The sequence below is a fragment of the Streptomyces sp. NPDC048353 genome, from assembly GCF_055587165.1.
In genome coordinates, this window is the sequence record NZ_JBVJGU010000003.1 from 752,732 (window position 1) to 774,968 (window position 22,237).

20 protein-coding genes are annotated in these 22,237 nt (G+C 71.8%); 4 read left to right on the plus strand and 16 right to left on the minus strand.

From position 1 onward, the window contains the following. Positions 1-256: 256 nt before the first annotated feature. Positions 257-1,153, plus strand: coding sequence for a hypothetical protein (locus ACZ6RC_RS13670; RefSeq protein WP_469582133.1), 897 nt, complete (start codon positions 257-259; stop codon positions 1,151-1,153). 66 nt (positions 1,154-1,219) lie between these two features. Here the strand turns inward: ACZ6RC_RS13670 and ACZ6RC_RS13675 are convergent, their stop codons facing one another. The 14 genes from ACZ6RC_RS13675 to ACZ6RC_RS13740 all read right to left on the minus strand — a co-directional run bounded on the left by ACZ6RC_RS13675 (position 1,220) and on the right by ACZ6RC_RS13740 (position 15,766). Next, positions 1,220-1,795 carry a GOLPH3/VPS74 family protein gene (locus ACZ6RC_RS13675; protein ID WP_469582136.1) on the minus strand — a complete coding sequence of 192 codons (576 nt, stop codon included), beginning with the start codon at positions 1,793-1,795 and terminating at the stop codon, positions 1,220-1,222. A 6-nt stretch (positions 1,796-1,801) separates the two neighbouring features. Continuing rightward, positions 1,802-2,962: a DUF6421 family protein gene (locus tag ACZ6RC_RS13680; protein WP_469582138.1), complete on the minus strand. Its 1,161-nt coding sequence runs from the start codon at positions 2,960-2,962 to the stop codon at positions 1,802-1,804. An 11-nt stretch (positions 2,963-2,973) separates the two neighbouring features. Continuing rightward, the gene (locus ACZ6RC_RS13685) at positions 2,974-3,522 is read right to left on the minus strand and encodes a rhodanese-like domain-containing protein (protein ID WP_391142188.1); all 549 of its coding nucleotides are present in this window, start codon (positions 3,520-3,522) and stop codon (positions 2,974-2,976) included. Continuing rightward, entirely contained in the window at positions 3,476-4,417 is a 942-nt protein-coding gene (nudC, locus tag ACZ6RC_RS13690) for an NAD(+) diphosphatase (protein ID WP_391142187.1), read from the minus strand. The genes ACZ6RC_RS13685 and nudC overlap by 47 nt, the downstream gene beginning before the upstream one ends. A gap of 56 nt (positions 4,418-4,473) precedes the next feature. After that, complete coding sequence (locus ACZ6RC_RS13695) at positions 4,474-4,779, minus strand: hypothetical protein (RefSeq protein ID WP_391142185.1); 306 nt, start codon at positions 4,777-4,779, stop codon at positions 4,474-4,476. A 56-nt stretch (positions 4,780-4,835) separates the two neighbouring features. Then, entirely contained in the window at positions 4,836-6,071 is a 1,236-nt protein-coding gene (locus ACZ6RC_RS13700; RefSeq protein ID WP_469582144.1) for an ATP-grasp domain-containing protein, read from the minus strand. A gap of 11 nt (positions 6,072-6,082) precedes the next feature. Continuing rightward, positions 6,083-7,366 carry an MFS transporter gene (locus ACZ6RC_RS13705; protein ID WP_469582146.1) on the minus strand — a complete coding sequence of 428 codons (1,284 nt, stop codon included), beginning with the start codon at positions 7,364-7,366 and terminating at the stop codon, positions 6,083-6,085. Positions 7,367-7,409: 43 nt separating this feature from the next. Next, a complete protein-coding gene (locus tag ACZ6RC_RS13710; protein WP_453611799.1) occupies positions 7,410-8,681 on the minus strand; it encodes an ATP-grasp domain-containing protein in 1,272 nt (423 codons plus the stop codon). Positions 8,682-8,704: 23 nt separating this feature from the next. After that, a complete protein-coding gene (locus tag ACZ6RC_RS13715) occupies positions 8,705-10,036 on the minus strand; it encodes a diaminobutyrate--2-oxoglutarate transaminase (protein ID WP_469582150.1) in 1,332 nt (443 codons plus the stop codon). 29 nt (positions 10,037-10,065) lie between these two features. Next, entirely contained in the window at positions 10,066-11,385 is a 1,320-nt protein-coding gene (locus ACZ6RC_RS13720) for an ATP-grasp domain-containing protein (RefSeq protein ID WP_469582153.1), read from the minus strand. A gap of 7 nt (positions 11,386-11,392) precedes the next feature. Next, on the minus strand, positions 11,393-12,805 hold the full coding sequence (purD, locus tag ACZ6RC_RS13725; RefSeq protein ID WP_469582155.1) for a phosphoribosylamine--glycine ligase: 1,413 nt from the start codon (positions 12,803-12,805) through the stop codon (positions 11,393-11,395). Between the two features lie 4 nt (positions 12,806-12,809). After that, a complete protein-coding gene (locus ACZ6RC_RS13730; RefSeq protein WP_469582158.1) occupies positions 12,810-14,018 on the minus strand; it encodes a fatty acid desaturase in 1,209 nt (402 codons plus the stop codon). Between the two features lie 31 nt (positions 14,019-14,049). Next, positions 14,050-14,850 (minus strand): HalD/BesD family halogenase, encoded by an 801-nt coding sequence (locus tag ACZ6RC_RS13735; RefSeq protein ID WP_453611812.1) that lies wholly within the window; start codon positions 14,848-14,850, stop codon positions 14,050-14,052. An 85-nt stretch (positions 14,851-14,935) separates the two neighbouring features. After that, a complete protein-coding gene (locus ACZ6RC_RS13740; RefSeq protein ID WP_391142164.1) occupies positions 14,936-15,766 on the minus strand; it encodes a methyltransferase in 831 nt (276 codons plus the stop codon). Between the two features lie 743 nt (positions 15,767-16,509). Here ACZ6RC_RS13740 and ACZ6RC_RS13745 point away from each other — a divergent pair. Both ACZ6RC_RS13745 and ACZ6RC_RS13750 read left to right on the plus strand, forming a co-directional pair. Further along, the gene (locus tag ACZ6RC_RS13745) at positions 16,510-17,235 is read left to right on the plus strand and encodes a TIGR04222 domain-containing membrane protein (protein ID WP_469582162.1); all 726 of its coding nucleotides are present in this window, start codon (positions 16,510-16,512) and stop codon (positions 17,233-17,235) included. Positions 17,236-17,257: 22 nt separating this feature from the next. Then, the gene (locus tag ACZ6RC_RS13750; RefSeq protein ID WP_469582165.1) at positions 17,258-17,806 is read left to right on the plus strand and encodes a GNAT family N-acetyltransferase; all 549 of its coding nucleotides are present in this window, start codon (positions 17,258-17,260) and stop codon (positions 17,804-17,806) included. Positions 17,807-17,909: 103 nt separating this feature from the next. Here ACZ6RC_RS13750 and ACZ6RC_RS13755 read toward each other — a convergent pair whose 3' ends face one another. Continuing rightward, positions 17,910-19,517: an AMP-binding protein gene (locus tag ACZ6RC_RS13755; RefSeq protein WP_469582168.1), complete on the minus strand. Its 1,608-nt coding sequence runs from the start codon at positions 19,515-19,517 to the stop codon at positions 17,910-17,912. Then, entirely contained in the window at positions 19,514-21,190 is a 1,677-nt protein-coding gene (locus ACZ6RC_RS13760) for an AMP-binding protein (RefSeq protein ID WP_469582171.1), read from the minus strand. Before ACZ6RC_RS13760 ends, ACZ6RC_RS13755 begins: the two co-directional genes overlap by 4 nt. Before the next feature lie 127 nt (positions 21,191-21,317). Here ACZ6RC_RS13760 and ACZ6RC_RS13765 point away from each other — a divergent pair, with 127 nt between their 5' ends. Continuing rightward, positions 21,318-22,166 (plus strand): helix-turn-helix transcriptional regulator, encoded by an 849-nt coding sequence (locus ACZ6RC_RS13765; RefSeq protein WP_469582852.1) that lies wholly within the window; start codon positions 21,318-21,320, stop codon positions 22,164-22,166. Positions 22,167-22,237: the final 71 nt, after the last annotated feature.

The window sequence follows — 22,237 nt, forward strand, 5'->3', positions numbered from 1 at the left end:
CGTTTCCGTATTGCGGAAGTAATGTTCTGCTATACGGAAGCAATGTAGGTCGAGGGGCCGAGAGCCGTCAAGGGAGCAGCGGGGGACGATGGCCGAACTCCCTCCCCTTGGCGGCCGGATTGGTGGACGATGGGGTCGGGACGACAGGGGGTTCGGTGTGGGTCTGGGTGAATCGGTACCGGTGCGTTGCCCGGCATGCCTCCGTACGCAGAGTTACGCGCCACCGGTCTTCCCGTGCGCCTGCGGTGCTCCGGTCGTGCCGCCGGTCGTCGAAGGGGCGACGGCGGAGCCGGTGACGCACCGCAACTGGACGGACGAGTGGGTCCTGGTGCGCTGCGGGGCCTGCGGCCGCGAGGACGAATGGCCCCATCCGGAGCTGGGCTGCACCTGCGGCACGGTGCTGCGGGTCCCGGTCCACCCCTCGCACGGCGACGGGCCCGACGCGGCGCACGGCTTCGGCGCCGACGGGCCGGATCCGGCGGACACCCGGACCACGGGTCCGCGGCCCGATCCCGAGGCCGCCGCGGGGTCCGAGCGGCAAGCCGCGGGCCACGGGGACGGCGCGAGCGGCGCCGCGGACGCCGGGCGGGGCGGGGTGGCCGCCGCGGTGGGCGCGGGCGGCGAGGTCCTGCTCGGCGGAGGAGCCCCGGCGGACCGCAGGGGCGAGGGCCGGGACGGGGCCGCCGTGCCGCCGGCGCAGGAAGCGCCCCTGTGGGAGAGCACCGGTCAGGGCCGGGGCCGTCGGTCCGTGCCGATCGTGGCCGAGGGGAGGGGCGCGTTCCGGCCCGTCACGATCCGCACCGCGCGCGACGCCGTCGCCGCGGCGGCCGGATATCTGCGGTGGCTGGGATTCCGGGACGTCGTGCAGCCCGAGGAACGGTCCGCCTCCGGCGCCGATCTCCGCGCGCCGGGCCTCGTCGCCCAGGTCGACCCGAGCACCCGGCCGGCCACGCTCCGCGCCGTCGAGTGCCTCTGGCTGAACGGCCTCAGCAACGCCGCCGTCAGCGTCTTCTTCTCCCTCGCGGGCTACACCCCCGAGGCCCGCGCCCGCGCGGACGGCCTGGGAGTCCCCCTCTTCGTCCTCGACCTGACGGGCACCCCGCAGGCGGTGAACACCCACGCCGAGGAGCTGATCACCGCCACGGCCCGCTGACCGAAGGCGGGCGGACCGACCGTGGGCGGGCGCGGGCCGCGCCCGCCCACGGTCGGCCCGGCAAGGTCAGCCCGGGAAGGCCAGCCGGTAGGTCGCCGCCTTCATCGCCGAGGCCACCGCGTCCGTGATCGGGCCCGTGTGCGCGGGGACGGGGCGGGGCCGGCAGGGGTGGCGGACGGCGTGCAGCAGCTCCGTGACGACCTCGTCGCGCCACGCCTCGCGCCGCGACCCCTCGGCCGCCGCGCCCTCGTCCCGCTCCCGGACGGCCGCGGGCCGGTACTCCCGTACCGGCACCACGCCCAGCATCCGGCGCCGCACCGGCACCAGCAGCCCCCGGGTCAGCAGCTCGGCGCGGGTCACGTCGAGGAGCTCGGCGCCCAGGCGTTCCACCCAGGCCCGGGGGCCGCGGGCGCGCTCCGCGAACAGCAGGCGCTCCAGCGCCAGGTCCACCGCCCGGTCGGGACAGCGCTCCGCGCGGCAGACGAGGATCCCGTCGGGCGCCACGGTGATCCTCCCCGTCAGGGCCAGTTCGTGCAGCGCCGCGCCGGCCGTGCCGTAGCCCAGCTCCGTCCTCCGCAGCGGCGACCGCAACGCGCGGTCGCGGCTCGCCCTCAGCACCAGCTCCGCCGGCAGCGACCGCACCGTCGCTCAGACCCCGAGCCGCTGCTTGACGTCGGCGAAGAACGGGATGTGGCGGTAGTCCCCCGCCTCCTCGTCGTACTCGGTGTACCGGTTGGTGAACTCCAGGAGCCCGGACTTCACCTCGGCCACCGACGCACTGTGGATCCGCCGCTCCACGGCCTGGATCTCCCCGAGGAAGCTCGCCAGGACCGCGGGCAGCTCCGGACGGAGGTGGATGCGCTCGTCCCGCAGCTCGATCCCGCCGTGTGCCGAGAGGTAGTTGAAGAGCAACTGCGAGGCGACGGCGTCGTAGTTGGGCCGCGGTATGCCCTCGACGGCGTACCGCAGCAGCCGCTCGGCGAGGATGTACTCGTACGCGCGCCGCGCCTCCTCCGCCGGGAGTTCGCGGTCCTCCAGGCACACCAGCATGGAGGAGACGTCGACCCGCAGCTCCTCCAGGCCGGCGAGGGGCTTCAGCTTCTTCGCGTGCAGATAGTCCGGGATCGGCATGTCGCCCTGCCGGTGGTGGAATTCGTGCAGGCGCACCCACCATGAGGAGGCCGCCTCGACCAGCTCGTCGTCGGCCCCCTGGATGAGCGGGAAACTGCCCGGTGCCATCACTTCGTCGATCATCTTCCGCGTGATGCGGTTGTGCCGTTCGACGAACTTGTCGATGAAATAGAAAATGAGGTCGTCGGGGTCCTGACGGCCGTCGATGTGGTTCTCCGGGAAGAGCGCGACGACCACCCGGGAATTGAATCCGTCCGTACACGCGGTGATGTTCACCGGCATGGTGTTGCTGCCGTAGCGGCGGGCCAGGTGGGGATGGGTCGGCAGCGGCTCATAGGTGAGGTAGTCAAGGGAGAGACGCGGGAAATAAGAGGCGTTGAAGAGCGAGAAGAGATGCCGGTCGCGCTCGGTGTTGATGTGCTCCTTGGTCCGGCGCAGCCGGAGCTCCCGCTGCCCCTCGGCGCTCTCGCCGAAGTCCTCGCGCAGGTCCTCGCCCAGGTTCTCGCGCAGGTCGTCCATGAAGGCCCGGGCCGCCGGCTGGTCGCGGACGTGCTCGGAGGCCTCCAGCCGGCGCAGCAGCTCGGCGAGGAAGACGGGGCCGGTGACATCCGCTCCGGGGACGAGCTCCCGGCGTATCTCGTTGACCTCGTCGATGACCAGCTTGATCTCGTTCGACACCGCTACCACCGCTACCGCCTCGCCTTCGTCGTGGGATGGTCCTGCCGTTTCCAGTACTCGAGGCCGCCGAGCATCTCCTTGACCCGGAAACCGGCCGCCGCGAGCTTCGCGGCGGCCCTGGAGCCCGCGTTGCAGGCGGGGCCCCAGCCGTAGGTGACGTAGACCGGCTCGGGGTCGAGCCCGCTCAGGACGGCGTCGGTCAGTTCGGCGTGCGGCAGGCCGAGGGCGCCGGGCAGGCACTCCTCCTCGAACGCGGCCTTCGACCGGGCGTCGACCAGGACGAAGCCCGGCACTCCGGCGGCGAGGTCGTGGTGGACGTCGTAGGGGTCGGTCTCGCAGGCCAGCCGGGCATGGAGGAAATAGCCGAGCGCCGCTTCCGGGGAGGCGGCGGGAATTCCCAGGACGCGCGATCCGGGAATTCCGGGGCGCGAAGGCCCGGAACCGGGTTCCGGGGAGGGGCCGGGGCCGGCGCCGGGAACCCCGGAGGCGGGGTTCCCGCGCGCCGACTCGTCGTCACCGCTCGGGTCCGTAGGGGGCTGTGTTCTCTGTGGTGTCGTCATCCGCGTTCTCGTTCTCCGCAATCCAGCTCTCGATGAGGAATCTGCCGATGGAGTCCGGCCGGTAGCCGTGGCCGGCCTCGATGTGCGCGCGCAGTTCGGTGGGGGTGAACCAGCGGGTCTCGACGACCTCCTCGCCGTCCGCGACCGACTCGTCCGAGACCGCCTCGGCCCGGAACGCCACCATCAGCCCGGCCGGGAACGGCCAGGCCTGCGAGCCCTGGTAGACGACGTCCTTGACCACCACACCGGCCTCTTCGAAAACCTCGCGGCGGACGGCGTCCTCCAGGCTCTCGCCGATCTCGACGAAACCGGCGAGGGTGGAGAAGGCCTCCGGCCCGGAGCCCGCGTGCCGGCCGAGGAGGCAGCGCCGGGGCTCGCCGGCCCGCTCCACCAGGACGATCACCGCCGGCTCGATCCGGGGGAAGAGGAGCTTGCCGCAGTCCCGGCAGACCCGCAGGTGACCTCCGTCGCGGCTCTCCGCCCGTCCTCCGCAGGCCCCGCAGAACCGCTGGCCCCGCGCCCAGTGCGTGATGCCCCGGGCGTACGCGAGGAGACCCGCCTGCGCCGTGTCGATGGACGACACCAGGGCGCGTACGTCTTGCGCGGCGTCCGCCCCCGCGAGGGTGAGCGCCTCCTCCCGGGGCAGGCCGGACAGGTCGGCCGCGAGGATCGCGGTCTCGCCGTCCAGCCCCAGGAACACCGGCTCCGGGACCGCGTCGAGGAGCGCGCGGGCCTCCCCCGCCCCGAGGGTCACCGGCGCGCCGTCCCGCACGAGGCACTGGTCCTGCCAGAGCGGGACGACCCGGGTGCCGGGGCGGGCGGCGAGGCCCGTGATCCACGCGGCGTCGGTGCGTCGGCCGCCGGCCCGGTCGAGGTCGAGCCCGGTGTAGTGCACGGAGGTTCTCCTGTCGTTCCTCGCCCGGCGCGGGGCCGGAGCGGGGGGCGGGTGGCTCACCCCTGGCCGCCCGCCGGGGCGGAACCCCCCGCCGTGGCGGGATCCGGCTCGGGGGCGCGCTCCCCAAGGGAGGCGCCGAGCGCGGCGAAGGCGGCGGCCAGATCGTCCGGACAGTCGTCCAGGAGGCCGGCGACAGCCTCCCACACCACCCGCGACGCCCGGACGAGGAGATGGTCCTGAGGGGGCGTCAGGAAGTACTGGAACTGGAGCATCTCCAACGGGGCGGCGATCTGGACCAGGACATGGTCCGGGGTCTCGATCAGCCATCCGTCGAACCGGTCCGATTCGACAATGTTTTCCACCGCGGAACGGACCGGTGCGATGTCGACGGGTTCGGGGCGTCGTCTGCGGAGCACGCTCAGTCCTCGTACCGGATGGGCTCGTAGGAGGCGAGCCGTTCGAAGTCGCGGTAGAGGGCTTCGTAGTCGTGGTTGCGGACCAGGAACATGCCGCCGTTGTCGATGAGGGAGGCGCCCTGCTTGATCTCCTCGCCGACGCGGACCTTCCACCTCATCTCGACCTCGCTCTCCACGTCCGGGTCCACCAGCTCGGCGACGATCCCCGGCCGCTTGGGCATGACGGCGTCGAAGCAGTACATCTGCTCCTGGTCCCAGGGGTGGCTCGGCAGGCCCGCCTCGATCTCGAAGGCCAGGTTGAGCAGTGCGATCGCGTAGTTCTGCTGCATGGCGGCGAGTCCGGCGAGTCCCTTGAAACGGGCGCCGACCTCCAGGAAGACCAGCTCGTCGTCCTTGGTGTGGAACAGCTCCAGGTGGCTCGCCCCGTCGAGCTTGCCGAGCGCGTCGAGGACCGTCTCGGCGAAGTCGATCATGCGCGGGACGCGCGGGTCGGAGTCGATGAGGTTGATGTCGGCGTTGACCCGGCCGCGCTGCACCTCGGTGGAGTTGACCAGGTACTCCGTCACCCCGCCGAAGACGGTCCGGCCGTCCTGGACGACGAGGTTGACGCTGTACATGGTGCCGTCGATGTGCTCCTCGTACTCGTAGCTGCGGCCGAGGTCGCGCGGGAGGGCGTGGAACTCCTCCGCCGTGAAGACCTTGTACACGCCGTCGGCGGAGGCGGCGTCGACCGGCTTGAGGACGAACGGCATGCCGACGTCCGCGACGATGCGGTCCAGGCAGGCGGCCGGGTCGTCCTGGAAGGCCTGCTGGTCGAAGCGCCCGAAGCGGGGCACGCGCAGCCCGGTTCCGGCCAGCTTCTCCTTCATCAGGCACTTGTCGCGGTACGGCAGGAGCTGTTCGTACGTCGGCCCGGCGAGGCCGAACTCCTCGCGCAGCTCGGCCGTCAGCAGCAGGTTGCGCTCGTCGAAGCAGTGCAGGGTGAGTTCGCCGGGCCCGGCCCCGGCGGCCAGCTCCCGGACGATGGCCCGGGTGGCGGCCGGGTCGACGATCGAGGACTCGGTGTACGACGGGTCCTCCAGGCCGCACGGGACGACGTGGATCCGGTGGAAGTAGGCCCGCTCGGCGTCCGAGACGTTGGCGCTGTCCTGCTCGGAGAAGATGCCGACGAAGTGGACCTTCTCCGGCTCCACCAGCAGGTCGTGGCGGAAGACTCCGAAGCCACGCGTCGATATCACTGCGACTGTCCTCATGCGGTTTCTCCGATCGACTTCGTGGTGTGCTGCGCTCGCCGTTCCAGCACCAGCAGCAGCGGGATCGCCAGCAGGCTCAGCCCCAGCAGGAAGAGCATCGGCAGGACCTCGCCCCTGGCGAGCAGGAAGGTGAGCAGACCTGGCGCGGCGACCTCGCCGACGGTCCAGGACAACTGGTAGGTGGCCAGGTAGCGGCCACGGATGTGCGCGGGTGCCATCGACACGCTGAGCGTCTCGACGGCGGGGAACGCGATGACCTCGGCGAGGGTGAAGACGACCATCGCCAGGAAGAGCCCCACGTAGGTGACGGCGTCGGGGGTCGTGTAGAGGACGGCGAACAGGCCGAAGGCGGCCGCGTTGAGCACCGCCGCCAGCATGATGACCCGGGTCATCCGGGACCCCTCGGTCCGTTTGGAGACGAGGGTCTGGGTGAGCGAGACCTGGACCGCGTTGACCACGATGAGGGTGCCGGCGGTCCAGGCGGGCAGCTCCAGGGCGTCGACGATGTAGATCGCGAGGAGCACCTTGATCAGCATCTGGCCGAAGACCAGGGTGGCGTTGACGCCGATGAGGAGGGTGTACGAGACGTCCCGCAGGACCGTCGCGTAACCGGCCTTGACCTGCTGCACCTGATCCGCGACGTCGGCGCCGGCGGCCGGTGCGGCGGGCTCCTGCCGGGCCGGCCGCCACGAGAACAGCAGGGTCGCGGCCAGGACGTAGCTGACCGCGTTGCCGACCACGATGGCGTGCAGGGCGGTCCCCTCGCCCAGGGTGAAGGCGAAGGCGGCGAGCGCGCCGCCGATGCCCATCGCCGTGTTGCGCAGGGCCGTCATGAAGCCGAACCAGCTGGTGCGCCGGTCCTCCGGCGAGGCCAGCACCACCAGACCGCTGCTGGAGGTCCAGTAGGTGGTGTGGCCGACCTGCACCAGGAAGACGACGAGGATGATCTGCCACACGGAGTGGGCCATGAGGAAGCCGAGGTATCCGGCGACCGAGACGAGGTTGCCCCAGGCGGCGGTCCGGCGGGCGCTGAACCGGTCGATCAGCGGCCCCACGACGATCGAGGCGGGCAGGGCGATCAGCCGCGCGACGGTCATCGCGGCGCCGATGGCCGTGACGGAGACCGAGGTCGTCCTGGCGAAATACACCAGGGTGAACGCCATGATCAGCCCGGTGCCGAGGCTGTCGATGAGGCTGGCGGAGACGAACCTTCCGTTTCCCTTCAGGCGCGGTACGCCGAGCCTCTGCCAGACCGTCTCGGGTGCGAGGGTGGTTGCCACTGTCCCGGCTCTCTCTCGTTGACTCGTGGGGGCGGCGTCGGGCTCAGCCCGCGGCGGGACGGGTGACGACCCGCACCCGGCCGATGAGCGCGTCGATGCGCTCGATGGCGGCCGCGGTGGTGTCGGCGGTGACCAGGACCTGCACGTGGCGGCCGAAGTTGTCGCTCATCGGCTCGATCACGTCGCCGGGGGCCACGTGGACGTCGACACCGAACACCCCGGGCTCGGCGCGCAGTTCCTCCACCCCTTCGACGCCCTCGACGATGCCGGGCTCGCCGTTGACCCACTTGGTGGCGGCGCCGAGGACGGGCTCCGGGCGGGCGGTGAGAGCGGGCAGGACGCGGGTCGGCCAGCCGGAGGCGTACCGCTCGATGTCGAAGCCGTGGGTGACGGCCATGAAGTCCAGGAGCCGGTCGCCGGCGACCCGGTCGTGGCCCTCGATGATCCGCGGGCCCTTCGAGGAGAGCCTGATCTCGGTGTGGCCGACACCGTCCTTCAGTCCCATGGCCGTGAGGAAGCCGACGACGTGGTCCTCGATGACGGTCTCGTCCTCGGCGCTCAGGATCGCCGGGAGGGCGTGGCCCATCTCGACGCAGCCGTCGGCGAACTTGTCGGTGATCGAGACGACGATGTGCCGGCCGTCGAAGGAGAAGCTCTCGACGCTGTACTCGACGCCGTCGATGTACTCCTCGGCGATGAAGCGGTCGACGGGGTAGAAGGTGGCCATCGGCAGGTCGTCGCGGCCGCGCAGGCCGGTCAGCTCCGCCCACGCCTCGTCCGCCTCCTCCGGACCGTCGATGACCGCGATGCCCCGGCTGGCGGTGCCGTCCAGCGGCTTGACGATGACCGGGAAGCCGTACCGTCCGGCGAAGTCGCGCACGTCGTCGGCGGAGGCGACCTCGGCGCAGCCCACCGACTCGAAGCCGGTGCTGTGCAGCCACTCGCGCATCCGCAGCTTGTCGTGGAAGCGCCGCGCCACCTCGTACGAGGTGCCGTCGAAGCCCAGCATGTCGTTGATCCGGCCGGCCAGTTCGGTGGCCTGCTCCACCAGGGTCATGACCGCGGTGAAGCCGTACGCCTCGTGGGCGGCGCGGACGAGGGGGCGGGTCACCTCCCAGTCGAGGTAGTCCACCAGCAGCAGCACGTCGGCGACCTCGGCCTGGCCGGGGAGCAGGCGCTCCTTGTGCTGGAGGAAGACGATCCGCAGGCCGAGCTCCTTGGCCTTGCGCAGGGCTTCCAGCCGCCCGCCGATGATCAGGATGGTGGCGGGGGTGTCGCCGCCGTCGGGGGTACGGGAGGGGGTGTCGGTGTCCACGTGGGCCGCTCCTTCGCTCGTCGTCATGAGGCCGCGGCCACCGGGGCGCGTCCGTCGGTCGCGGGGCGCCTGCGGGCGCCTTCCGCCTCGTCGTAGAGGGCCTCGACGATGATCTCCAGGCCCCGCAGCAGGCTGCTGTCCTCCGCGATCAGCGGCGGCAGGATCTTGACGACCTCGCTGTCGCGGCCGCAGGTCTCCACGATCAGTCCGTGGTCGAAGCAGCGGCGGGAGACCTTGGCGCCGGAAATGTTGGTGCCGCTGAGGTCGATGCCCTGGATGAGGCCGCGGCCCCGCAGCAGGGCGCCGAAGCGGGTGCCGACCTCGCGCCGAAGGAGGTCGGTGACCAGCTCGCCCTTGCGGCGCACCTCGGCGCCGAAGGCCGGGTCGGCGCCGTCCGCCCAGTGGGCGCGCAGGGCGGCGGTGGCCGCGACGAAGGCGAGCTGGTTGCCGCGGAAGGTGCCGTTGTGCTGGCCCGGCTTCCAGATGTCGTACTCGGGCTTGAGCAGCAGCAGCGCCATCGGCAGGCCGTAGCCGCTGATCGACTTGGAGAGGGTGATCAGGTCGGGGGCGATGCCGGCCTCTTCGAAGGAGAAGAACGAGCCGGTACGGCCGCAGCCGACCTGGATGTCGTCGACGACGAGGAGCACCCGGTGGGTGTCGCACCAGCGGCGCAGCGCGGTGAGGAACGCGTCGGGGGCGACGTACACCCCGCCCTCGCACTGGACGGTCTCCAGGAGCACGGCGGCCGGCTTCTCGACGCCGGAGCTGGGGTCGCCCACCAGCCGGTCGAGGAGGTCCAGGCTGTCGAACGGGCCCATCGGGGAGTCCGGGTAGGGCACGTGGGTGACCCCGGAGAGGGTGGGGCGCAGGCCCTGCTTGTAGAAGTCGGAGCCGACCGCGGCGAGCGCGCCGGTGCTCATGCCGTGGAAACCGCCGCCGAAGGCGATCACGTTGGTCCGCCCGGTGACCAGGCGGGCGACCTTGAGGGCGGCCTCGACCGCGTTGGTCCCCGACGGGCTGCAGAACTGCACCTTGTGGTCGAGGCCGCGCGGCCTCAGCACGAGGTCCCGGAAGGTCTCGAGGAAGTCCTGCTTGACGGTGGTCGCCAGGTCGAGGCCGTGGGTCAGGCCGTCGCGCTCCATGTGGTCGATGAGGGCCCGCTTGGCGAACTCCGGGTTGTGGCCGTAGTTCAGGGCCCCGGCCCCGGCGAGGAAGTCGAGGTAGCGGGTTCCGTCCGCGCTGACCAGGAACTCCCTGCTGGCGGTCTCGAAGGTGGCGGGGAAGGACCGCGCGTAGGAGCGGACCGCCGATTCACGGTCCTCGTACACCTCGGCCAGGCCTGGGCCCTGGTTCATGGTTCCCTCTCTGTCGGGTGCGGGGGCGGTCACGACTGCGGTCCGGCGGGCGCGGGCAGCTCCCGGCCGATGTGCTCGGAGAAGGCGACGGTGTTGTGCGGGTTGTCGCCGAGCCGAACGCCGTTGACGACGACCTCCTGGCGGGCGGCGAGGCCGCGCCGGTGCGCCTCGGCGGCCGTGGGGGCGGTGACGATGAACATGCCGACGGCGTCGAGCTGGTCGGCGCGGCCGCTGAGCCGCTCCCCCGGGCTCTTGGTGGCGCGGGCGGCGATGCTGTCGGCGGGGAACTCGATGGTGCGGAACTCGGTGGTGCCCGGCGGGGGCAGGACCACCATCTCGACCGCGTACCGGGGCGGCCGGGCGGTGAAGCCGAGGTCCGGGGCGACGCCGCACCCGACGTCGACGAGGACGCTCGCGTAGTCGAGTCCGTACGCCTCTCCGATGGACACCGGGGAGGCGAAGCCGGCGGCGCGCGGGTTGAAGTCGATGAGTTCGGCGGTGCCGTCGTCGGCGACCATGAACTCCAGGTGGGTGGGCCCGTGGTGGAAGCCCAGGCACTCGTGGACCGCGCGCGACTTCTCCACCAGCTCGGCGAGGCGCGGGTGGTGGTAGGGGGTCTGCATGCCCTGCTCGACGACCGGGTCGGCGGCGAGGACGTAGCGTCCGGTGAGGGTGACGAAGCCGACCTCGCCGCGGTGCACCACGGATTCGACGGAGAGGAGTTCGCCCTCGGCCTTCTCCTCCAGGACGAAGCCGCCGTGGGCCCGGATGTAGTCGCGCATCAGGGGGTTGACGACGTCGGCGGTGCGGACCCGCTCGGCCGTGTCGCGCAGTTCGGCGAGGGTGGAGACCTCGAAGCAGAGCGCGCTGCCGGTGCCGTTGGCGGGCTTCAGGACGGCCGCCCGGGAGAACTCCCAGCTCTCCCAGGCCAGCGCCTCGTCGAGCGGGACTCCGCGCAGCGCGGAGAGGCCCGCGTCGTGCAGCGTGGCGCGCACCCGGGTCTTGTCGAGGATGCGCAGCAGGGTCGCCGGGTCGGTCGTCGGGAGGCCGGCGAGCTGCCGCAGGGCGGCCTGGTGGGGCAGGGTCGGCTCGAACATGCTGTGCGTGCCGACGATGTCGTACCGGTCGGCCAGGTCCTTCAGGACGGCGTCGAGCGCCGGGGTGTCGGTCCACGAGGCGATGGTGACGCGCTCGTCGACGAGGCCGTCCGGGACGGTGAAGGGGCCGGCCGCGCACAGGGGGTTGTGGTTGAGGGCGACGATGTCGAAGCCTCGCGCCTTGGCCTCCTGCGCGGTGTAGAGCATGGCGTTCATCAGCTCGAAGAGGACGAACGCTTTTCTGCGGGGCATGGCGTTCTCACTTCCCTGTGGGGACGGCGTCGGCGTGCGGCGCGGTGGCCGCGGCCGGTTCGGCCCCGATGTCGGTGCGGTAGCGCATGCCGGGGAAGGAGATGCGCTGGATGCGGTCGTAGGCCCTGCGCCGGGCCTGCTCGGGCGTCCGCCCGGCGCCGACGACGTGGACGACGCGGCCGCCGGTGGTCCGCGGCACGCCGGCGGTGTCGCGGCGCACGTTGGCGCAGAAGACGACCGTCTCGGCGGGGCCGTCGGCCGGACGGGGCTCGGCGGGCCCGTCGGACCGGTCCAGGCCGTGGACCGGCTGGCCGGTGGCGAAGGCGCCGAAGGGCCAGCCGACCAGGGCCTGCGGGTCGGCCTGGTCCAGGCAGCCCTGGACCAGGGCGACGGAGCAGCGGGCGAGGCCGTCGGTGTCGAGCCGGTGCCGGGCGAGGTCGCGGGCGAGGACGGCGCGGCACAGCTCGGTGAAGTCGCTGCGGACGCCCGGCAGGACGACCTGGGCCTCGGAGTCGCCGAACCGGGCGTTGATCTCGATGACGACCGGGCCGCGGGGGGTGAGCATGGCGCCGATGTAGACGAAGCCGGTGAAGTCGAGCCCCTCCGCCCGCAGTCCGCGCACCAGCGGGTCGACGAGCGTGGCGCGCAGCTCCTCGCACAGCGCGGGACTGTCGTACGGGTGCGGGGCCACGGACCCCATGCCGTCGCAGTTCTTGCCGGCGTCGGCCTCCAGGGTGCGCTTGTAGTCCATGGCGGTCGGGAAGACGAGGGCGCTGTCGCCGTCGAGGAGGGCGAACACCGAGATCTCGCGGCCGGTGAGGCGTTCCTCGACGACGAGCCGCAGCCCGGGGCCGTCGCCGGCGTCGGCGGTGCGCGCGGCCTCCGCCTCGAACCGGTCGATCGCCGCGAGGGCCTCGCCCGGGGTGTCGCAGACCACCGATCCGTCGCCGTCCGGGGTGAGCCCGTCGGTCTTGACGACACAGTGGTACGGCCGCGAGGCGACGTACTCCCTCGCCTTCGCCGCGTCCGTGAACACCTCGAACTCGGCGACGGGGATGCCGTGGTCGCGGCAGAACTCCTTGCCGCGGGTCTTGCTGGACTCCAGGGCGGCGGCGGCCGCGGTGGGCCCGATGACCCGGTGGCCGGCCCGGCGCAGCTCGTCGACGTACCCCTGGGACAGGGCGTCGATGTTGGAGACGAAGACGAACTCGACGGGGTGCGCGGCCAGGTAGTCGAGGGCCGTGCGGGGATCGTCGAGCCTGATCGAGCCGGCGGGCAGGATGCGCGGGTGGTTGACGACGTCGCAGCCGGGGCCGTAGTGGACGGTCACGTGCGCGTCGGTGCGGGTGAACAGGTCGCAGATCGCGTGGCCGCGTCCGGTGCCGTCGACGACGAGCACGGAGTGGGGTCCGGAGGTCATCGGGTCACCCCGTCCTGGTGGTGGTGAGTGGTGCGGACGGTGTGGCGGTGACCCAGTCGCGGACGCTGTTGCCGACGTACACGTGGGTGAGCAGGCCGCCCCACGCCTCGAAGTAGCGTTCGGCGTTGCCGGTCGCCAGGTCCTCGTTGCGGATCCAGGAGGAGTTCGCCCAGTCGACCTTCGGGCGGACGTGGTGGAGGTCGTGCTGGACGGTGTCGCCGACGAGGATCCACGTCCGGTACGGCGCGTAGAGCAGCACCATGCGCAGCCACCAGCCGGTCCAGGCGCCGCAGCGGGCGAGCGGTCCGGCGCCGGTGGTGTCCGGGACGGGCGCGCCGCAGAAGCGGCCGAAGGTGAGCTGGTCGCGCTGGGCCTTGGTGAGCCGCTCGGCGTTGTCGTACAGCCACCAGCGGTGCTCGCTGAGGGTGTAGAGCAGGGTCTGGTTCTGGAAGAAGAAGGTGGCCGGGAGGAACCAGAAGAGCAGCCAGGGGAGCCACCAGCCGGTGAACCAGAGGAAGGCGGCGGTGCCGGCGAGGTAGGTGTACGCCATCACCATGCGGTAGAGCGGCGACCGGGCGAGGAAGTTGGCGCGGATCCGGCTGGAGAGGAAACCCCAGTGGTGCGCCGGGGACAGGACGGCCTTGAGCAGGTAGCGCCGGAACTCCCGCCGGGTCATGCCGGGCCGGGCGCCGGTGCTCTGCAGGTAGACGGTGTCGCCGTCCTTGAGGGAGCAGGGGAAGGCGTGGTGGGTGAGGTGCTCCTGGCGGTTCCCGTCGTACGGCGGGCGCCACAGCAGGGTGGTGATGATCTCGCTGACGACGCGGTTCCCGGCGGTGGAGCCGGTGAACATCTTGTGCAGCGTCTGGTGGACGACGACCACGTCGAGGCGGCGCATGCCGCCGGCGGTGGTGGGCCAGGAGAGCAGCACCAGCGGGACGAGGACGTACCACGGGCAGGTCAGCGCGTAGACGCCGAGGGCGATGCCGAAGGCGGTCTGCACGGCGCCGGCGATCAGGGCCAGGGTCGGCCGCCAGAGCACCCGCGGCCGGGCACCGGCCAGGGGCACTCCGGTCACCCAGGTCAGGAAGGGCTGCACGGCGCGCGGCAGGCCGCGCATCGTCTCACGCGGCTGTGTCGACCGGCCGGGGCGCGCGCCGTCGCCGGCGCGCGGGGTCTCGGTGCGGTGGGACGGCATCGGCTCACGGGAGGGCACCGACGGCTCCTCGGTGGACGGCCGCATCGGTTCAGCCGGCACTTCGGGGGTCCCGGACGCCACCGAAGAGGGTGTCGTTGGTCTCGTGCGTCAGCGACTTGGTCAGGTCCTCGGAGCTGGCCAGCGTCATGTTGACGATGGTGCGGCGGCCCTCGCCGCGGATGGGGTGCACGCGGTGCATCGTGGTGTTGGTCTTGACGACGTACGCGTCGCCCGCCTCCAGCGCGTACGAACGGACCTGACTGCTGATCAGGGCGCCGTAGACGTCCGGGTTCTCCTTGTCCCAGGAGGTGTGGGGGACGGCCTGGACGAATCCGCCCTCGGTGTAGTGCGGGGCTTCGAGGACCAGGATGATGCCGTAGGTGTAGTCGTCCCAGTGCCAGCCGTGGGTGTCACCGGACTTGCCGAGGCGGCTGATGACGTAGTGCTCGCCGGCGTACGGGCAGGAGTGCACCTGCTCGCCGACGATGTCGGAGACGAATCCGAGGAGTTCGGACGAGAAGTAGAAGGCGTCGATCAGCGGGCCTTCGTCCTTGATCACCGGCTGCCCGACCGTGGTCATGCTGCGCGGCGTGTTGTCGGTGATCTCGAAGACGAGGTCGTGGTTCACCCCGTACCTGTCCATGATGGAGCAGGCCTCGTCCTTGATCGGCGCGAAGAGTTCGGGCGGACAGAGCTGCCGGAGCGGGACGATGTGTTCCGAGGCGAACTGCTCGCGCAGCGCGGCCTTCCGGTCGGCGTCGAACGTCTCCGTGATATAGCGGCCGAGCAGTCCGTTCACCTCGGCTGCCGTGACGCGCAGCGTGCTTCCCTCAGCGGTCTCAGCGGTCATCTGATGTCCCTCGTGGTGTGGTGGTGCGGTGCGGAGCTCTGCGGGCGGAATTGCGGCTCGGAACGCGCGGCGGAGTTCCGGGGGTTCACAGCGCGGCGTCGGCCGGCCGCCGGAACTCCAGCGCGTGGACCGAGAACCGCTCTCCTTCGAATTCGGCGCTGCCGATCGCCCGCTGGGCCTCGAGAATGCCGAGCATGGTCTCCTTGTGCTCCGCGTAGGCCAGCAGCGGAATGTCCATCTCGCACACTTCGAGCGTGCGCCACTCGTAGCCGCGCATCTCGAGATCGGCGATGGTGCGCGGGACGTCGGCGAGCGAGGAGTGCGCCATGATCAGCCGGCCGCCGGGGGCGAGGAGGTCGTCCATGCGGGCGACGACGGCGTCGTACAGCGCGCGGCCGTTCCGGCCGGCGACCAGGGCGGTCTCGAGCCCGTTGTCGGTGGCGTAGCTCGGGTCGTGCGGCAGGTGCGGCGGGTTGGTGACGACCAGGTCGAACTTGGTGGCGGGGGTGTACTGCGCCAGGTCGGCCGTCACGCAGGAGAGGCGCCCGGTGTCCAGGCCGTTGAGCTCGACGTTGGACCGGGTCTCGGGCGCCGAGGCGGCGTTGATGTCCAGCGCGGTCACGTGCGCGGCGCCGGCGGCGAGCAGCGCGACGGTGTAGAGGCCGGAACCGCAGCCGACGTCGAGCGCGCGGACGCCTTCGAGGTCCAGGGCGTGCTCACCGTCGAGCGCGGCGACCAGGCTGAGGCCGCAGTCGGTGGGGAACAGCACCTCGGAAGGGTCGTCGACGCCGATGCGCAGCTTCCTGCCGCGGAACTCGAAGACGCCGTAGGACGGCCGCGCGGCCCAGAGGGATCCGTTCTCGCCGCTGGGCAGGACGCGCTTCCTGGTGAGGACCTTCGTGGGGGCGTGGGTCATCGCAGCCGGGACCTTTCGACTCGTGTACGGCGGACAGCCGGAATTCACCCGTGTCCGATAAAAGTCCGGACCAAGGCAGGCGATTTCCAGCCAGGCAAAATGATCGTCAGTAAAGGGTCGGGAAAAGGTGATGCGGAATGGACCTCAAAAGGGCATGGGCATGACACATCTCAGGCATGTGACGGAGTGCGGAAAAAGGACGCACTAGGCACGCCGGACGTGATATGGGTTCGCAACCGCAGAGGATGGGCCGTCTACCGGGACGACCGTCAGAACACCGCCGACTGGCTCGCTACAGGGGCCCCGACGCAGATCAGGGGGGCCCGGCGGGGGCGGGAAAGGTGCGTGAAGGACTGTACGGGTGGGGGGAACGCCACGAGCGCAAACCCACCCGTTTTCGGGTGTTCATACAACGTACTGCCTCCGGCTGGCGGGTGACCGTATTCGGACCTGCGAGGAAGGGGTGATCCTCTACAGGGAGTCGAGCAGTATTTCAGGCCGTGCGGCCGGGCATGGTGTGCGCGGCATCCGACAAGCTAATGATCGGGAATGCCGTCCGTCAACCTTTCGCGATCGGCCAATTACGCTACTCGAAAGTTGTGCGGTGCTTGGAATAAATGATTCCGAGCTCAGAAAGGGTGGATACCACCCCACAAACGGGCGTTACGGGCCATGGAATCCGGCCATGCGCCGCGTGACGATCAAGCTTCTCGTGGGCACAACTCCCTTGGGGGGTGGGCGTGATGCCGATCGAGATGTGGTGGTTCCTCGCCGCGGCCTGCGGCCAACTGGTCGCGGCGGCGGTTCTGTTGCGAAACCGCAGCCCGCAGGGGGTGGAGCTGTCCCCGCAGGCGCTCGCCCTCCTGCGGGGCGGACGGCGGGCCGCCGTCACCGTGGCCCTCGTCGCCCTGCACCAGCGGGGAGCCGTGGCCGCCGGGCGCAAGGGCACCATTCGCGCCAACGGCGGCCCGGGACAGACCCGCGACCCGATACAGCTCGGAGTGCACCGCTCACTTCAACGCGCTCTGGACATAAGGGTGTTGGCGGCCCGCCCGGCCGCGCGCCGGGCTGTCGACGCGCTGTGGGGCGAGCTGGGGCGCGCCGGTCTCGTACGGCCTCCGGGGCGCGCGCCGCTCGTGCGGGCCCTGCTCGGCTGCGTACCGCTCACGCTGGCGGCGGGGCTGCTGACCGCCATGCCGTCCGGCGGCGGGCTCGTCCTGGCCCTCGCCCTGGTGGCCGTCCCGCTGGCGGGGGCGGCGGTGCTCCTCCGGCTGCCGCCGACCTCGCGCGCCGCGCACCGGCTCCTGGCGGGGCTCCGCGAGCGGCACCCGCTGCCGGCGGACCGCGCCGAGGTCTCGGACGGGGAGCTGGTCCAGCTGTACGTCGCGCTGTACGGCGACCCCGCCCTCGCCCTGTTCCTGCCCCGGTTCTCCCGCGACGGCGGTCTGCTGACCCGCGACACCCGTTGAGGCCGCGCGCCATACTCGTCGTATGCGCATCCGAGCGGCCACACCGACCGACCTCCCCGTGCTCCAGGACATCGAACGGGCCGCGGGCGAGCCCTTCCGCTCCCTCGGCATGGCGGCCATCGCCGACGACGAACCGCTCTCCCTGGACGTCCTGGACACCTACCGGCGGGCCGGCCGCGCCTGGGTGGCGGCCGACGCGGCCGACCTCCCGATCGGCTATCTGCTCACGGACCCGGTCGACGGGGCGGCCCACATCGAACAGGTCTCGGTGCACCCGGCCGCCGCCCGCCGCGGCATCGGACGCTCGCTCATCGAGCACCTGGCCGCGGGCGCGGGGCGGCGGGGGCTGACCGCGCTGACGCTGACGACCTTCAGCGAGGTGCCGTGGAACGCGCCGTACTACACCCGCCTCGGCTTCCGCGCCCTCACCGACGCGGACCCGGCGCTCACCGCCGGCCTGCGGGCCATCCAACGGGCCGAGGCGGCGCACGGCCTGGCGACCTGGCCGCGGGTGTGCATGCGCCGGGACCTGGCCGGGGCCGGCGCTCCCGGCTTCCGGCCGGGCGGGTGACGAGGGGGGCGCGCGGCGGGGCGGATGCCGACGGCCCCGGAGACGGGTGCCCGGCCGGGGGCTGGGTGAGCGCTTCCGCTCCCCGAAGCCGACCCCGGGAGGATCAGTGCGCGCCGCCCCCGCCCTCACCCCCGTACCGCCGTCGCAGCTCCACCTTCCGTACCTTCCCGCTCACGGTCATCGGGAATTCGGCGAGGATCTCCACCCGGCGCGGGATCTTGTAGTGCGCAAGCCGGTCGCGGCAGAAGGCCGTGACGTCCTCCAGGGTCGGCGGGTCGGCCGGGTCGCGCGGGATCACGCAGGCGAGGATCTCCTCGCCGTACCGCTCGTCGGGCACGCCGACGACCTGGACGTCGGCGATCTTCTCGTGGCCGTAGAGGAACTCCTCGATCTCGCGTGGGTAGACGTTCTCCCCGCCCCGGATGATCATGTCCTTGATGCGGCCGACGATCCTGACGTACCCGTCCTCGCGCATCTCCGCGAGGTCCCCGGTGTGCATCCAGCGGCTCGGGTCGATCGCCTCGGCGGTCTTCTCCGGCTCGTCCCAGTAGCCCAGCATCACGCTGTACCCCCGGGTGCACAGCTCGCCCGCCGTCCCGCGCTCCACCGTCAGGCCCGTGGCCGGGTCGACGATCTTCACCTCGACGTGCGGCATGACCCGGCCGACCGTCCCCGTCCGCCGCTCCAGGTCGTCGTCGCGGCGGGTCTGGGTCGAGACGGGAGAGGTCTCGGTCATGCCGTAACAGATCGACACCTCCGCCATGTTCATCTCCGCGACGACCCGCTTCATCACCTCCACCGGGCAGGGGGAACCCGCCATGATCCCGGTGCGCAGCGTCGAGAGGTCGTACGCCCCGAAGTCGGGGAGGTTCAGCTCCGCGATGAACATCGTCGGCACGCCGTACAGCGAGGTGCACCGCTCCTCCTCGACCGCGCGGAGGGTGGCCGCGGGGTCGAAGGACGGGGCGGGGATGACCAGGCAGGCGCCGTGCGAGGTGGCCGCGAGATTCCCCATCACCATGCCGAAGCAGTGGTAGAAGGGAACGGGCACGCAGACGCGGTCGTGCTCGGTGTAGGCGATCATCTCCCCGACGGAAAAACCGTTGTTGAGGATGTTGTGGTGGGAGAGGGTGGCCCCCTTGGGGAAGCCCGTCGTACCGGAGGTGTACTGGATGTTGACCGGCTCGTCGCAGGAGAGCTCGGCCGGCCGGCGGTCCCCCGCGGGACGGGCGAACAGCGCGTCCCAGCTCGGATCGCCGAAGTAGACGGCCTCGCGCAGCTCCGGACACTCCGCGCGGACCTCCTCGACCATCGCGCGGTAGTCGCTCGTCTTGTGGCTCAGCGAGGCGAAGAGCAGCGAGACGCCGGCCTGCCGAAGGACGTACGCCAACTCGTGCGCGCGGTAGGCGGGGTTGATGTTCACCATGATCGCGCCGATGCGGGCGGTCGCGTACTGCACGAGCACCCACTCGGCGCGGTTCACCGCCCAGATCCCCACCCGGTCGCCCTTCGCGACCCCGCTGCCGAGCAGCGCGTCGGCCAACCGCTCGACGTCCGCACCGAGTTGCACGTACGTCCAGCGGCGCCCGGCGGGGACGTCGACCAGCGCCTCGCGCTCCGGCCAGGTCGCGACGGCCCGGTCGAGGTTCGCCCCGATCGTGTCGCCGAGGAGCGGGGTGGTGCTCGCCCCGTGGGCGTACGACAGCGTCATGCGAGGTCCCCTTCCGCGTACTCCGTGCCCTCGCCCTTCGCGGTGCGCTCGCGCAGCTCGATCCGCCGGATCTTGCCCGACACGGTCTTCGGCAGCTCGGCGAACTCGATGCGCCGCACCCGCTTGTACGGCGCCAGCACCGCGCGGGAGTGCGCGAAGAGCACCTTCGCGGTCTCGGCGTCGGGCGTCCAGCCCTCCGCGAGGACCACGTACGCCTTCGGGACGGCGAGCCGCAGCGGGTCGGGCGCCGGGACGACGGCGGCCTCGGCGACCGCCTCGTGCTCCAGGAGTGCGCTCTCCAGCTCGAACGGGCTGATCTTGTAGTCACTGGCCTTGAACACGTCGTCGGCCCGGCCGATGTAGGTGATGTACCCGTCGGCGTCGCGGGAACCGATGTCCCCGGTGCGGTAGTAGCCCCCGGCCATCGCCTCGGCCGTCCGCTCGGGGTCGCCGTGGTAGCCGGTCATCAGGCCCACCGGGTCGTTGGAGAGATCGAGGCAGATCTCGCCCTCGTCGACGTCCGCGCGCCCGCTGACGGGGTCGACGAGGGTGACCCGGAAGCCGGGGCTCGGCCGGCCCATGGAGCCCTCCTTGAGCCGCTGGCCCGGGCTGTTTGAGACCTGGACGGCGGTCTCCGTCTGGCCGAACCCGTCCCGGATGGTGACGCCCCAGGCCCGGCGTACGGACTCGATGACCTCCGGGTTGAGCGGCTCGCCCGCGGCGACGACCTCGCGCGGAGGGCGCTTCAGCTGCGTGAGATCGGCCTGGATCAGCATCCGCCAGACCGTCGGCGGGGCGCAGAAGCTGGTCACCCCGTTCCGCTCCATCTCGGCCAGCAGCCGGGCCGGGTCGAAGCGGGTGTAGTTGTGGAGGAAGACGGTCGCCTCGGCGTTCCACGGCGCGAAGAGGTTCGACCAGGCGTGCTTGGCCCAGCCGGGCGAGGAGATGTTCAGATGCACGTCGCCGGGCTTCAGCCCGATCCAGAACATGGTGGCGAGGTGGCCGACGGGATACGAGGTGTGGGTGTGCTCGACGAGCTTGGGGCGGGCGGTCGTACCGGAGGTGAAGTACAGCATCAGCGGGTCGTCCGCGCGGGTGACCCCGTCCGGTTCGAAGCGCTCGGACGCGCCGTACGCCTCCTCGTAGCCGGCCCAGCCCGCGCGCTCGCCCCCGACGACGATCCGGGTGTACTCCCCCGGTACGTCGTCGAACTTGTCCGTGTCCTCGGCGCGCACGAGCACATGCCGGGCGCGGCCGCGCTCGACCCGGTCGCGCAGATCGGCCGGGCCGAGCAGCGGGGTCGCGGGGATGACGACGGCGCGGAGCTTCATGGCGGCGAGCGCGGTCTCCCACAGCTCCGCCTGGTTGCCGAGCATGACGATGATCCGGTCTCCGGCACGCACGCCCTGTCCGCGCAGCCAGTTGGCGGCCCGGGCGGAACGGGCGGACATCTCGGCGAAGCTCAGCCTCGTCTCGGAACCGTCCTCCTCGACGAGGTGCAGCGCGGTCCTGTCGTTGCCGGCCGCGATGACGTCGAACCAGTCGAGGGCCCAGTTGAAACGCTCGGGGCGGGGCCAGGCGAAGCCCTCGTACGCCGTGGCGTAGTCCTCGCGGTGCTCCAGCAGGAAGTCCCGGGCGGCCCGGAACCTCTCCGTCGCGCTGGTGGCCGTCATGTGTCCTCCTCGTTGCGGGACCGGTCAGGGACATCGTGTAATCGGTGACCCAGGTCTCACTACCCCCGTTCGGGGGTGAAGGAGAGGTTCCGTGAGCGAGCGGACTCGGCGGACGCACGAGGGGGAGATGCGCGCGGCGCTGCTGCGACTGCGCCGGACCACCGGGCTGCAGGTGGTCTTCGGCGGGCTGCTCCACGACGGCCGCCGGTTGCGGATCGCGGACGTGGACGGCGCCGTGACGCCGGCCCTGCACGGTCTGTCGATCACGACGGGCAGCGGCCTGGGCGGGAGGTGCCTGGCCCTGTCGCGGCCGTGCGCGGTCACGGACTACGCCTCCGCCCGGCACATCACGCACGAGTATGACGGGCCGGTGGCGGCGGAGGGGCTGCGGTCGGTGGTCGCCGTGCCCGTCGTCGTACGGCGGAAGGTGCGGGGGGTGCTGTACGGGGCGCTGCGTGACGCGCTGCCGATCGGCGACCGCGTCTTCGACGCGGCGGTGGCGGCGGCCCGGGACGTGGAACAGGCCCTGGCGGTAAGGGACGAGACCCGGATCGGTCTGCCGGGGGCGGGCGCGGCACCGGGGTCTGCGGTCGCGGGGGCGTCGTGGGAGGAGGTGCGGCAGGCGGAGGAGGAGCTGCGGGGGCTGGCGCCCCTGGTCGGCGACCCGGAGCTGCGGGCGCGGCTGCTCGCGGTCTGCGGACGCCTGGAGACGGCGTCGGCCGGACCGGGCCCGCGGACGGCGACGCACGGGGTCGACCGGCCGCCGGGGGCGACGCTGACGCCGCGCGAGACGGAGGTCCTGGCGACGGTGGCCTCGGGCGCGACCAACGCGGTGGCCGCGTCGCGGCTCGGCCTGCGCCCGGAGACGGTGAAGGGGTACCTCCGCTCGGTCATGCGGAAGCTGGGGGCGCACACCCGGCTGGAGGCGGTGGTGACGGCCCGTCGGGCGGGGCTGCTGCCGTGGGACGGACCGTGACCGCCCCGGGGGACGAGGCACACCCGGCTCCACGCGGCGGCTGCACGGCGGCTGCACGGCGGACGGCTCTA

Bases quoted from the DNA above. Each gene is read 5' to 3' on its own strand.
- ACZ6RC_RS13765 (WP_469582852.1), top strand. From the start codon at position 21,318: ATGCGCGCGGCGCTGCTGCGACTGCGCCGGACCACCGGGCTGCAGGTG.
- ACZ6RC_RS13745 (WP_469582162.1), top strand. From the start codon at position 16,510: ATGCCGATCGAGATGTGGTGGTTCCTCGCCGCGGCCTGCGGCCAACTG.
- ACZ6RC_RS13750 (WP_469582165.1), top strand. From the start codon at position 17,258: ATGCGCATCCGAGCGGCCACACCGACCGACCTCCCCGTGCTCCAGGAC.
- ACZ6RC_RS13740 (WP_391142164.1), bottom strand. From the start codon at position 15,766: ATGACCCACGCCCCCACGAAGGTCCTCACCAGGAAGCGCGTCCTGCCC.
- ACZ6RC_RS13685 (WP_391142188.1), bottom strand. From the start codon at position 3,522: ATGACGACACCACAGAGAACACAGCCCCCTACGGACCCGAGCGGTGAC.
- ACZ6RC_RS13755 (WP_469582168.1), bottom strand. From the start codon at position 19,517: ATGACGCTGTCGTACGCCCACGGGGCGAGCACCACCCCGCTCCTCGGC.
- ACZ6RC_RS13735 (WP_453611812.1), bottom strand. From the start codon at position 14,850: ATGACCGCTGAGACCGCTGAGGGAAGCACGCTGCGCGTCACGGCAGCC.
- ACZ6RC_RS13720 (WP_469582153.1), bottom strand. From the start codon at position 11,385: ATGCCCCGCAGAAAAGCGTTCGTCCTCTTCGAGCTGATGAACGCCATG.
- ACZ6RC_RS13760 (WP_469582171.1), bottom strand. From the start codon at position 21,190: ATGACGGCCACCAGCGCGACGGAGAGGTTCCGGGCCGCCCGGGACTTC.
- purD (WP_469582155.1), bottom strand. From the start codon at position 12,805: ATGACCTCCGGACCCCACTCCGTGCTCGTCGTCGACGGCACCGGACGC.
- ACZ6RC_RS13715 (WP_469582150.1), bottom strand. From the start codon at position 10,036: ATGAACCAGGGCCCAGGCCTGGCCGAGGTGTACGAGGACCGTGAATCG.